Source organism: Pontibacter populi, from assembly GCF_019336435.1.
Taxonomy (GTDB): domain Bacteria; phylum Bacteroidota; class Bacteroidia; order Cytophagales; family Hymenobacteraceae; genus Pontibacter; species Pontibacter humidus.
The window spans coordinates 80,252-92,865 of sequence record NZ_JAHWXQ010000003.1; the positions used below are offsets into that span (position 1 = coordinate 80,252).

At 46.8% G+C, this 12,614-nt stretch carries 7 protein-coding genes; 4 read left to right on the forward strand and 3 right to left on the reverse strand.

The window, feature by feature from the left end; all coding sequences use genetic code 11:
* Positions 1-145 precede the first annotated feature (145 nt).
* Positions 146-1,123, forward strand: a complete 978-nt coding sequence (locus KYK27_RS12115) for a polyprenyl synthetase family protein (protein WP_199110316.1) — start codon at positions 146-148, stop codon at positions 1,121-1,123.
* Positions 1,124-1,845: 722 nt separating this feature from the next.
* Positions 1,846-2,472: a class I SAM-dependent methyltransferase gene (locus tag KYK27_RS12120; protein ID WP_199110317.1), complete on the forward strand. Its 627-nt coding sequence runs from the start codon at positions 1,846-1,848 to the stop codon at positions 2,470-2,472.
* A 196-nt stretch (positions 2,473-2,668) separates the two neighbouring features.
* Here the strand turns inward: KYK27_RS12120 and KYK27_RS12125 are convergent, their stop codons facing one another.
* Positions 2,669-3,946, reverse strand: a complete 1,278-nt coding sequence (locus tag KYK27_RS12125; protein ID WP_233150421.1) for a peroxiredoxin family protein — start codon at positions 3,944-3,946, stop codon at positions 2,669-2,671.
* 171 nt (positions 3,947-4,117) lie between these two features.
* On the opposite strand from KYK27_RS12125, the gene KYK27_RS12130 reads away from it, so the two are divergent.
* Complete coding sequence (locus KYK27_RS12130) at positions 4,118-6,397, forward strand: aconitate hydratase (RefSeq protein WP_199110318.1); 2,280 nt, start codon at positions 4,118-4,120, stop codon at positions 6,395-6,397.
* A gap of 507 nt (positions 6,398-6,904) precedes the next feature.
* Here the strand turns inward: KYK27_RS12130 and KYK27_RS12135 are convergent.
* Entirely contained in the window at positions 6,905-10,219 is a 3,315-nt protein-coding gene (locus KYK27_RS12135; RefSeq protein ID WP_199110319.1) for a S8 family serine peptidase, read from the reverse strand.
* Between the two features lie 186 nt (positions 10,220-10,405).
* Here KYK27_RS12135 and paaN point away from each other — a divergent pair, with 186 nt between their 5' ends.
* Positions 10,406-12,079 (forward strand): phenylacetic acid degradation protein PaaN, encoded by a 1,674-nt coding sequence (gene paaN, locus KYK27_RS12140; RefSeq protein WP_199110320.1) that lies wholly within the window; start codon positions 10,406-10,408, stop codon positions 12,077-12,079.
* Between the two features lie 86 nt (positions 12,080-12,165).
* Here paaN and KYK27_RS12145 read toward each other — a convergent pair whose 3' ends face one another.
* On the reverse strand, positions 12,166-12,462 hold the full coding sequence (locus KYK27_RS12145) for a hypothetical protein (RefSeq protein ID WP_199110321.1): 297 nt from the start codon (positions 12,460-12,462) through the stop codon (positions 12,166-12,168).
* Positions 12,463-12,614 lie beyond the last annotated feature (152 nt).

Consider the following 12,614-nt stretch of genomic DNA (forward strand, 5'->3'; position numbering starts at 1 on the left):
TTGTTTTTGGATAAAACTACAATCTTGCAGGTAGTTGATCAGTATTAAAGAGATCAATTGGCAGCAATTTAACAATTATACCCGGTTTTGCCCCCTGTACGTTTGGAAACCACTATTGGAGACCGTAATATTGCAGCACCAAAACATGAGCAGCCGCCTAGATAAAATACAAGCGCCTATAGCAAGCGAAATGGAGCTTTTCGAGAAGAAGTTCCGGGCTTCTATGAAGTCGAAAGTGCTGCTTTTGGACCGTATCATGAGCTACATCGTGAAGCGCAAAGGCAAACAGATGCGCCCGATGTTTGTGTTCTTCACAGCCAAACTATACCACGAAACCATAGCCGATGCCACCTACCGCGGTGCTGCCCTCATAGAGTTGCTGCACACGGCAACCCTGGTGCACGACGACGTAGTAGACGATGCCAACTATAGACGCGGCTTCTTTTCGGTAAATGCTCTCTGGAAAAATAAGATTGCGGTGCTGGTGGGAGACTACCTGCTCTCAAAAGGCTTGTTGCTTTCGCTGAACAACGATGATTTTGAACTTCTGAAGATCGTGTCGAATGCGGTGCGTGAAATGAGCGAAGGAGAGTTGCTGCAGATCGAAAAAGCCCGCCGCCTGGACATCGACGAAGCCGTGTACTTTGATATTATCCGTCAGAAAACGGCCTCGCTTATAGCTTCATGCTGTGCCGTGGGTGCTGCCTCAGCGGGTGCGTCGAAAGAAGAGATAGAGAAAGCCCGCTTATTCGGTGAGAAAGTCGGTATTGCCTTCCAGATAAAAGACGACCTTTTTGATTACGGAACCGCCGAGATCGGCAAACCGGTCGGCATCGATATCAAAGAAAAGAAGATGACCCTTCCGCTGATTCACGCCCTTCGCAATGCAGACTGGCTGACCAAGCGCCGCGTTATTTACAACGTAAAAAACAACAACGGCGACAACAAGCGCGTGCAGCAGGTAATCGATTTCGTAAAGCAATCTGGCGGTATTGAGTACACGGTAGAAGTTATGAACCGCTACCACGCCGAAGCTCTCGAAATTCTACACACCTTCCCGGATAACCCATCGCGCCAATCCCTGGAGCAACTCATCGCCTATACTATAGAGCGGGAAAAATAATTGCTGATTTTGTCTTAATCAGTAGTTACAGGTTTAAAGGATTGACAAGATATCGTAAGCTTTTTCGAACAGGTAATAGCAATGATTTTATAGATCAGCAAGTGAAGACACCTTCATATCTATAAAACTTTAGCCTAAACTATAACCATTGCAGAAATTGCCCTTCGAGGATAAGTGGAAACGATATCCCGGAACTTGTGAGCAGCACTCAATTGGGTTTTAAACAGAAACTATAGGTTAATGGCCTCATCACAAAAATAGCAGCAATTCCCCTCTCGGGAGGGGCAGGGGTGGGTTAAAATAGCAACTTTAAAATTATAGCGCTAACTATAGCAAAGGCCTTATCTCCCTTCTACCAAGCTCCTTTCAGGATGACAGATGGAGGAGTAGCCAAAAGCTCCCCGCCTTAGGTAAGGAGGGGTTAGGGGGTGGTTGGACCAACAGTAACTATGAAACTATAGCCTTTGCCATGGCTGTCTCTGTCGGGCCAGTTACAAACTCGACCCCATATTTAGACACGGGTTGCAAACCCGCGCCAGCAGAGAGTTACTTTCGGCAACTATAGAACTATAGCTCAAGCTATAAACCAGTCCTGATAATCCCAAACACTCTCCTTCATCCCAGTTCAATCACAGAAAATCTGTAAATATCAACTTTAAACTTGTAAGGCCGAGATGTGTAACTATAGGTAGTTTTGTACATGCAAAATAACCTATGAAAAAATGAGCTTGAACACTAATACCTGGAACCGCCTGCGATACACGCTTTACCTGCCCATCTACGACCTGATTGCCGATAGAATCTTCCGGAAATACAGAAAACGGTCTGTGGAATTGCTGAATGCAAAACCTGATGATGCCATACTTATCCTTGGCGCCGGTACCGGCCTGGACCTGCCTTACCTGCAAAAGTACACCAACCTGACTGCCATCGACATCACACCAGGCATGATCGCCAAACTCCAGCAGCGCGCGGCAAGGTTGCAAACTCCTGTTGATGCCCGCGTAATGAATGGCCAGCAGCTTACATTTACCGATAATAGTTTTGAAGCAGTAATAGCCCACCTGATACTCGCCGTTATACCAGACCCGGTTGCCTGTATTAAGGAAGTGGAACGTGTACTAAAGCCGGGCGGCACGGTTATGATTTTTGATAAGTTTCTGCCGGATGGGCAGCGACCAACTATAGTTCGCAGGCTCTTTAACCAGATTGCAGCCACTCTGTTCTCCGACATTAACCGTAGCATCGGAACTATAGTTAGCCATACGTCGCTAACTATAGAACTGAATGAGCCAGCCGCATTGAATGGTACGTTCAGGTTGGTAAGGTTGAGGAAACCGGAACTATAGTTTTAGCATACGGCGTGGCGCGAGTGTTTTCGCTCGTGATGAACTATAGTTGGGCGTCCCGCCCAGTTGAGTTACAAACTCAACACCATAGTAAAGCACGAGTTGCAAACTCGCGTCAGCAAAAAAGAAAAAAATACCCCCTCCTGTTTTAGGAGGGGGTAGGGGAGGTTTTTAGTCAGCAATCAACAACCAGTAATTAAATCTTCTCTGCCAGCAATTGGTCCATCGTCTTGTTAAAATCAGCTACCCAGTCTTCGTAATATTTGCCGGTGCCAGGGCCTGAGAAGCCAGTATGTATCTTGCGAACTTTACCATCGCGGCCAATGTAGATGGTGGTCGGGAAGGAGAGGACGTGGTTTAGCGCGGGCAGGGCTTTGGCGGCTGCCTCTTTATCGGAAATGCCGGCTACCGTCAGGTCATAGTTCACGTTCATGCGGTCCTTCATTTTCTGCAGGCGCGGGGCAGCTTTTTCAAACTCCGGGCTGCGCTCAAAGCCTAAGCCAATAATCTCCAGGCCACGGTCTTTGTTCTTGTCATAATAAGGTGCCAGGAATTTGGTTTCATCCATACAGTTCGGGCACCACGAGCCAAGCAACTGCACGATCACTACTTTGCCTTTGTACTTCTCATCGCTCAACGAAATGTTTCCGTTACCGTCTATGTCCGGGAAGGTGAAATCCAGCTTTTCGTAGTCCGGCTTTAAGAAGGTAAGCGTGTTGGCATCGGCAAGTGCGGCGTTGGCGTTGCGTTTGGCAGTCCAGGTTTCGGTATAGTTCATACCTGAATAAAAGTTGCCTTTCAGCGTGTTCTCATCTACCGGCGTGGCTGTAAATAAATAAGCGTGGTTACCATCGAAGGTAGAGAGGTTCAGTTGGTTGCCATCCACTTGTCCCTCTAAATATCTATAGTCGCCGGTTTCAGTCAGGAAGGTGCCGGTTACTTTATTGTTGTCCTGCTCGAAAACGCCTACTGCTTTGTAGCTACTGCCGGTTGTGTCGGTAAACACTACTTCCCATTTGCCATCGTAATTAAAGTTTGCAGCAGCCGGGTCAGCTTTAAAGCGGTTGGTGTTGCCGAGCTCCGCAGTAAAAGGCACTGAATAAGGATAAGACAGATCGTTGCGTACAAAGCGGCCTGCCATTTTACCATCGTCTACTTTGGCGATCAGGTCTGCATCAAATATGTGGAGCCTGATCTTTACAGAATCTCCTACGGTCGAGATCTCATCAACCAGGATACGCTCTTCGCCATTTATCAGGTATAAAATGGTGCTGTCGTTGCGGGTTTCGGCTTCCATAATAAACGGAATTTCTACCCCATCGGCATGTTGCAGGGCAACGCGCCAGGTACCGGCTTTTATAGTTTGGTTTGCAGCGTCCATTTTATTTTGGTTGCAGGATGTAAATCCTATAGTTAGCAGCAAGGTAAATAACAAAATAAGCCTTGCAGAAGTATTAGAATAGGTACGTTTCATGGGGTAAAATTACGTCATCGGATCTGTAAAAGCCAAACAAGAAACGCCCTGAACTTGTTTATAGTGTAAAGGTTATATTCGTGCGAGCTAATGTTGCTGAATAGCCTGCAGATTTCGTACATTTGTGAACTTCGGAAAAGAAGCATTTTATACATTAACAATAGCAAAACTATGGCATTTGATTTAGGAATGATCAAGGCAGTTTATGCCGGTATGGGTGAGCGAATTGCAGCTGCTCGTAATACAGTTGGCAGACCGCTGACCCTGACTGAAAAGATCCTGTATGCACACCTATATGAGGGCAAGGCGTCGCAGGCGTATGAGCGTGGAAAATCTTACGTGGATTTCGCTCCGGACAGAGTAGCGATGCAGGATGCTACGGCACAGATGGCCTTGCTTCAGTTCATGCAGGCTGGCAAGCCTACTGTAGCGGTTCCGTCTACAGTACACTGCGATCACCTGATCCAGGCCCGCACAGGCGCAGATTCAGATCTGAGAGACGCTTACAGCGAAAACAAAGAAGTTTACGATTTCCTTGCTTCGGTATCTAACAAGTATGGCATCGGTTTCTGGAAGCCGGGCGCAGGTATCATTCACCAGGTAGTACTAGAGAACTATGCGTTCCCGGGTGGTATGATGATCGGTACTGACTCACACACGCCAAATGCTGGTGGTTTGGGTATGGTAGCGATCGGTGTTGGTGGCGCTGATGCCGTTGACGTAATGGCCGGTATGGCCTGGGAGCTTAAATTCCCGAAAGTAATTGGCGTGAAGCTGACAGGTAAACTGAACGGCTGGACATCTCCGAAAGACGTAATCCTGAAAGTAGCCGGTATCCTTACTGTAAAAGGTGGTACAGGTGCTATCGTGGAGTATTTCGGCGAAGGTGCTGAAAGCATGTCTTGTACCGGTAAAGGTACTATCTGTAACATGGGTGCTGAGATCGGTGCAACTACTTCGGTATTTGCTTACGACAACAGCATGCGTGCGTACTTAAACTCTACAAACCGAGAAGAGATCGTTCAGATGGCTGATGAAGTTGCTGAGCACCTGCGCGCTGATGACGAAGTTTACGCTGATCCGGCTTCTTTCTACGATCAACTGATCGAGATCGATCTTTCTACGTTGGAGCCACACGTAAACGGACCATTCACTCCGGATGCGGCATGGCCAATTTCTCAGTTCGCTGCTGTAGTAAAAGAGCACGGCTGGCCAGCTAAACTGGAAGTAGGTCTGATAGGATCTTGTACGAACTCATCTTACGAAGACCTTACACGCGCTGCTTCTATTGCAGAGCAGGCGGTAACTAAAAACCTGGTTGCCCAGGCGGAGTTTACCATCACGCCAGGTTCTGAAATGGTGCGTTACACCACTGCCCGCGATGGCTTGTTAGATACATTTGCTCAGATGGGTGGTGTTGTGTTGGCTAACGCCTGCGGTCCGTGCATCGGCCAGTGGGCACGTCACACCGACGATCCGACTCGCAAGAACTCTATCATCACATCGTTCAACCGTAACTTCGCGAAGCGTAACGATGGTAACCCGAACACACACGCGTTCGTGGCGTCGCCAGAGATCGTAACTGCTTTTGCAATTGCCGGTGACCTTACTTTCAACCCGCTTACTGATACCTTAACTAATAAAGATGGCCAGCAGGTGAAACTGGATGAGCCAAGAGGTATTGAGTTACCAGTTAATGGTTTTGCGGTAGAAGATGCAGGTTATGTAGCGCCAGCTGAAGACGGCAGCACTGTAGAGGTAGCTGTTGATCCTAAGTCTGATCGTCTGCAGTTACTGGAAGGCTTTAAGCCATGGGAAGGCACGGATCTGAAAGGTCTGAAGCTTCTTATTAAAGCACAAGGTAAGTGTACTACTGACCATATCTCGATGGCTGGCCCTTGGTTGAAATACCGTGGTCACCTGGATAATATCTCGAACAACATGCTGATCGGTGCGATTAACGCATTTAACGGCGAGGCGAACAAGGTTTACAACGACATGACCCGTGGTTATGACTCTGTGCCTGCAACTGCCCGTACGTACAAAGCAGCTGGTATCGGTACTGTTGTAATTGGTGATGAGAACTATGGCGAAGGTTCATCTCGTGAGCACGCTGCCATGGAGCCGCGCTTCCTGGGTGTTCGCGCCGTAATCGTGAAGTCATTCGCTCGTATCCACGAAACCAACCTGAAAAAGCAGGGTATGTTAGGTCTGACGTTCGTTAACAAAGCGGATTACGACCTGGTAGAGGAAAACGATACGATCGATATCCTGGGTCTGGAGAACTTTACACCGGGTGTTCCATTGAAAGTAGTTTTAACACACAAAGATGGTTCTCAGGATGCGTTTATGGTTAACCATACGTATAACGAAGGACAGATCGAGTGGTTTAAAGCTGGTTCAGCACTAAACCTGATCCGTTTACAGCACAAGCAAAACGCTAACGCATAAGCTTAGCTGCTAACTATAAACAAAAAGGCCCTGCCAATCGGTAGGGCCTTTTTGTTTACATTGGAAACTATAGAATCCAAAGGTTGGCCAGTTTTTGATGTTTTGCAATAGCCGTCAGGCTGAAGGTGACAAATTGTTTTTGGACATCTCAGTCCGAAACTTTGCCTGCTGCGGACATCCTTGACCGCGTTAAATGTAAAGGGGACAAGGATGTCCCCGGCAGAGTGCATCCGGACACAGATGTCCGGAAGAGCAATGATAAACTATAGTTTTACAGCAAATGGTAACTTTATAGTTAAGCAGCTTTATATCCTGTTCCGGATCTTAAAGCCGCGTAGTATCGTTTTAAGATGCTATGAGTGCTGTAGGTTTGAAAGATACACAACCTATAGTTTAAAGCATTAATAATGGAGTAGCAACTATAGATACATCAACCCTGCATCAATAAAAGAGAAGGCTTTACAGATCTGTAAAGCCTTCTCTTTTATTGATAGCTATAGTTTTTCATTACCGCATTAGCACAATGCGCTTGATAAAACTGGTATCCTTATAAGTGATGTGGGCAATGTAAATGCCATTGGGTATGGCTGTAAAATCAAACAGAAGTTCTTTAGCGTCCTCGCCGGTTGCGGGTACCTGAAACTTACGGCCAATCTGGTCACTAAACCACACTTCCGGAGCTGTGCCGGCTGTCGGGTCTGCTGCCCAGTTTAAGCGAACCAGGCCTGTTGACGGGTTTGGAAATACATCTGTTAGTTGGGCATACATCTTAGCTTTATCTTTTGATAAAGGTCCACGTACTTCATAGATTTTTGTGATCTCATCACGCAGGCAACCGGTTTCATCAGTTATTTTTAAAGTAACGACATGTGTACCCGGTATATGGAAGGTGTGAAGAGGGTTCTGTTCAGTAGATGTTGAGCCGAATCCAAAGTCCCAGTTCCAGTTTGCACCATTTATACTTTTATCTTCAAACTGAACAGGAGTAAGCGCAAATAATGTGATAGCGTTTGCCGTAAAGCCCGCTTCAGGAGTAAGTGGCAATGAAAAACTGGCAGGTACCAAAGCACTCTCAAAGAGAGAATCTACGTTCGTAGCGTATATGGTGGTGTTACTGCTGAAATCTTTCAGGGTATAGGATGAGCCTGTATCTAATAAAGTCTGTTTTTCCGGATCAGCATAGAATTTATAGTTAGTACCTCCAACAGGTGTCCAGGTATAACTATCTCCCTGGCAAATACTTTCCCGTATCGCAACTGGAGCAGGGCCGGTTTTTATCTGCTTGTATTTGATTTGTGCTGCGTCGGCGTGCTGCTGTAGTGCCTCCAGGTTATCGCCGGAGAGTATGGCAAAAGTAACAGTGTGGCTCTGCCCAGGTGCTAATACAGGTATATGTCCACCTACCACATGCGATACGTTATCGCCATTGCCGGTGCCATTAGCTTTGGTACGGGTCACCCCACCGGATAGCATGGTATATTTTTCAGCATTTGTGAAGCCATCTTCCACAGCAATACTTCCGGCGCTCCCCATGTTGTTTATGGCATAATAGATAGGGGTATCTGGTGTAAGAAGCTTTATACCCACTACAGGCAACTGATCAGCGGTGTTATACACATAACCCAGGTTGCGTGCGGAATCCCAATCGGCGGCGTTCTGGTAATATACGCCTACATCCCAGTCGGCAAAAAGCGCAGCTGCTACATTTTTAAGTGTATCTGTTGTCGGGTTGCTGATCGTAAATTCCTGGATAACATAATCCTGATCCGGGGCTGTGTTCCAGGAAAGCGTTTTATGTTTCACTTCCACGCCAACTGTACCGGTAGAGGGGTAGATATCGCGCATAAAACCATGTACTTCCTGTGTTGCGAGCGGGCCATCGTAGTAAATGCGGGCCGGTTGTACAGGTGTAAAGTCACCATCATTTTGCCAGTTGGCGTTGCGCAGGTTATCCGATACCCGTTCTGGTGATGTTCCGATCATCAGGCCCCCCTCAAACAATAACGTATTGCTGCCTTTATACTGCACGCCTGCACCTTGCGTAAAGTTAAGCCCATTATAGCCCAGGTTACCTTTGCTGTTAACGGTAATGCGCATATTGTTGGCATCCAGCGTATGGAAATCAGGGTTTATAGTTAGCTCGAAGTACTGGAAATCGGTATAGTTGCCATCCGTAAAGGTTAGCCTGAAGGCAACAGTAGTATTAAGAGGCGTTTCTGGAGCTATAGTTACCAGGAAAGGTTTCTGGCGGTTATCGGCAAGGCCCATCGTTGCCATACTTCCTAAAGGCAGTTCGGGGTTTGATATGGTAACGTAAGGTGATGACGTGCTTAAAGTAACCAAAGGGCTGCTGACAGGGCTCAGAATATTCTGGAAAAAGGCTTCAACGGAGACGGTGCTACCCGATTGAGCTGAGCGGCGGTTCTGCACAAAAAAGTCTGTGCACCTGATCGCTTTTAAATTCTGAGACAAAAGTGCTTTTTTTATGTTAAGTCGCCCGGTGCCTATCATACCAGCGTAGGGTTGGTTGGCAGCTAAAGTAGTAACATCATCTGTTGTTACGCGCAGGCGTTCCATCACCTGTTGTGCATTTAGCTCAGGGAATTGGGCGCGTACCAGGGCAGCGGCACCAGCCACCATAGGCGAGGCAAAAGAGCTTCCCCAGTTGTAGGCATATGAGTTGTTGTTATTTACCGTAGTGGAATAAATATCAAAACCGGGTGCCATCAGGTCCATATAGTGGCTCCAGGTATAATCCTTGTACTTATAGTCATTTTTGTCAGAGCCACCCACTGACAGTACATTGTTATAGGAAGCAGGGTAGAGGTTCAGTTGCTTTTTGGTATTGCCGGCCGCTGATACAACTACAACATCTTTCTCCAGCACCACATAGTCAATAATATCCTGCTCGTACTGCGAATAACCTTCACCACCCCACGACAGGTTTATGATCTTGCAGCCCTTTTCTGCAGCGTAAACTATAGCTTCGTAGCCACCGCCAAATGTTCCGTCAGCATTTGATGAGAATACCTTTAAAGGCATGAATTTAGTCTTGTAGCCGACCCCGGTAATACCTGTTGCATTGTTGGGAGTGGCTGCTGCCACGCCGGCCACACTCATGCCATGGCTTTTCCAGCGCGGAGATGCACTCACATTGTTATCGCGGTCTGCAAAGTCCCAGCCGGCATAGTTATCGGTGTAGCCATCGCCATCATTGTCGATGCCATCAATAGGGTCAGCGTAGTTATACTTTATGTTATTTTTCAGGTCCAGGTGGTCAATCCGGAAGCCTGTATCTGCAATGCCAATAACAATATTGGTATCGCCCTGTTGTATATCCCAGGCGCCGTACGCTTTTATAAGCTTTAAGTAGTAGGCTGTAACTTTGGTAGAATCTGAGAACGGGTCGGAGGCCTGGTGGAATGGTTCGCGCAGGTAAAGTGGCTCTACATACGTTACCTGGCCGGTTGCCATCAAAGAGCGTTTTACTTCGTCAAAGCTGAGTTCTGAACTATAAGTTGCCTGGTAGATCTGTGTTATATCAACTTTTGAAGCGCGCCGTAAACTGTTTGAAGCACCTTTGTTCGGAAATTTCTGGTGAACGTCCTTCGCATTGACTTTAGCAAGTGCCACCTGTAAGGAGCTGTTTGGTGTAGCGCGTCGTGTTTGGGTTTGGTTTGTGTTTAGTTTATACACCACCGTATTAGGTACGGTGCGGGAACCGTAACCAACCTGCTGTGCAAAGATTGGCGCCGAAGCCAACAGAAAGAGGATGAATGCAATGCATCCATGGCGGATGGGCACCTTGAGGAGGGTAAACATTTATACCAAAAATTAAAAATTTAAGTTGATGATAAGAAGTGCACCTGTCACCGTAATAAGTACACTAAAAACACTTTTAAATATAAGGCGAATTACCCCAATAACACCCAAACCTTTCTATTTTTTTACGTAACTTTCCAAGGTTGGATCATAACCAATCATTTTAAAAGCATAATTCTGAAAACTATGGCTATTAACCTGGCAACCAAACACCAAACTACACTTGACACTGCCGTACGTGCCCTGCACGAGCGAACTTTCTTTGCGCATTATCCTGAAAATCCATCTCCGGAGATATACGGTGAGAATGCAGACAAAGAAGGTCGTGAAAAATATACATCCAGATTAAACAATAAGTTCGAGGAGCTACTACAGGAGAACCCGGAAAGCTGGGCAGGCCAGGAAGATTCTCCTTACGAACAGCAGTCATTAGGTATAAAATATCCCTTCTTTTCGCCGGAAACTTTAGTTAACAGAGCAGAAGAAGCCTTTCATCAATGGAGAAAAGTAAAGCCTGCTGACCGCGCAACTATACTAATGGAAACGCTGGAGCGCATGAAAGCCCGTTTCTTTGAGATTGCCTATGCTACCATGCACACCACCGGGCAGGCATATATGATGTCGTTCCAGGCATCGGGGCCGCATGCTGCAGACAGAGCGTTAGAGGCCATTGCATCCGGTTACGAAGAGCAGACCCGTTTTCCGGAAAGTACAGAATGGGAAAAGCCGATGGGTAAATACAACTTGAAGCTGAACAAAAGCTGGAAAGCGGTACCAAAAGGCGTTGCGCTGGTTATTGGCTGCTCTACTTTCCCGACCTGGAACACAGTGCCGGGTATGTATGCAAGCCTTGTTACAGGTAACCCGGTCATCATTAAGCCGCACCCGAAAGCTGTATTGCCAATTGCTATAGTTGTAGCCGAAGTGCAGAAGGTGTTAGCCGAAAACGGATTGAACCCGAACATTTGCCAGTTAGCTGTTGATGCCGATGATCGCCTTATCACAAAAGATCTGGCTGAGAACCCGAAGGTAAAACTGATAGACTATACCGGTGGAACGGAGTTTGGTAACTACATCGAAAGCTTGCCGGGCAAAACCGTATTTACGGAGAAGGCTGGCGTTAACTCTATTATCCTCGACTCTGTAGATGACCTGGATAAAGTAGCACAGAACCTGGCGTTTTCAGTTAGCTTGTATTCCGGCCAGATGTGCACGGCTCCACAGAACTTCTTTATCCCGGAAAAAGGCATAAAAGTAGGTGGCGAAACAGTGCCTTACGAAGAAGTAGTTCAGAAAATAGCGGATGCTGTAACCGGCCTGGTAAATAACCCGAAAGCTGGTCCGCATATCCTGGGTGCGATCCAAAATCCTGCCACTACGGAGCGTGTGAAAGAAGCAGCATCTATAGGTGGTAATGCCGTGCTCACAACCTGCGACATCAGCAACCCAATGTTTGCCAATGCCCGCACCTGTTCGCCGGTTATTTACGAAGTAGAAGCTGCTAACAAGGAAAGCTATAGCCGCGAACTGTTCGGCCCGATCATGCTGGTTATCAAAACAAAAGATACAGACCAGTCTATTGAACTTGCCAGCAACATGGCACGTGAGCATGGTGCCATATCGTGTGGCGCTTATACCACAGACCCGGTTGTAAAAGAGAAGATAATGGACGAGATGAGCCTTGCTGGTACGCCGGTTAGCTTTAACCTGACAGGTGGTATCTTTGTAAACCAGAATGCCAGCTTCTCAGACTTCCACGTAACGGGTGGTAACCCTGCTGGTAACGCATCCTTCACCAACCCTGAATTTGTGATCAAGCGCTTTACCTGGGTTGGTTTCAGAGAGCCTGTAGTTGGTTAAGCAACTATAAACTATAAAATAAAAGCCCGGCTGCTGCAAAGTAGCCGGGCTTTTATTTTCAGATCCTTGCAAACTATAGCTGTAGTTTATTTAAATAGGTTCTCGATATCGTTCTTCAGGTTGTCCAGTCCGTTACGCAGGTTCTGCCATTTGTCCTGGGTATCTTCTGTGTCGCTTAGTTTCTCGGCAATCAGCTCACGTTTCTTTTCCAGGGCGGCGATGTGCTCATGATACGTATGGTTGGAATCGGCAGTAGTAGCATTCACTTTCGCGCGCAGTGTTTTTATTTTACTATCCAGTTCATCCAGGCTTTTCTGTATCTCTTCACGGCTCAGATTATTAGGGGCACGCATGTGTTCGGGCTTTAAGTTATATGTATCCATATAAATAGGTCTATTCAGTTTGATGATATACTTCCTACATACTTGCCAAGTGCTGAAAAGGATATAGTTACGCCGCCCCTATAGTTGAAAATGTGCCTTCTGACTTTATTTAGAAAAAATCTAAATAAACGTTTGCACTTATCCTTCGGGTC

Excerpts from the sequence above, each read along its gene's own strand:
- KYK27_RS12115 (WP_199110316.1), top strand. The coding sequence starts at position 146 with ATGAGCAGCCGCCTAGATAAAATACAAGCGCCTATAGCAAGCGAAATG.
- KYK27_RS12120 (WP_199110317.1), top strand. The coding sequence starts at position 1,846 with ATGAGCTTGAACACTAATACCTGGAACCGCCTGCGATACACGCTTTAC.
- KYK27_RS12125 (WP_233150421.1), bottom strand. The coding sequence starts at position 3,946 with ATGAAACGTACCTATTCTAATACTTCTGCAAGGCTTATTTTGTTATTT.
- KYK27_RS12130 (WP_199110318.1), top strand. The coding sequence starts at position 4,118 with ATGGCATTTGATTTAGGAATGATCAAGGCAGTTTATGCCGGTATGGGT.
- KYK27_RS12135 (WP_199110319.1), bottom strand. The coding sequence starts at position 10,219 with ATGTTTACCCTCCTCAAGGTGCCCATCCGCCATGGATGCATTGCATTC.
- paaN (WP_199110320.1), top strand. The coding sequence starts at position 10,406 with ATGGCTATTAACCTGGCAACCAAACACCAAACTACACTTGACACTGCC.
- KYK27_RS12145 (WP_199110321.1), bottom strand. The coding sequence starts at position 12,462 with ATGGATACATATAACTTAAAGCCCGAACACATGCGTGCCCCTAATAAT.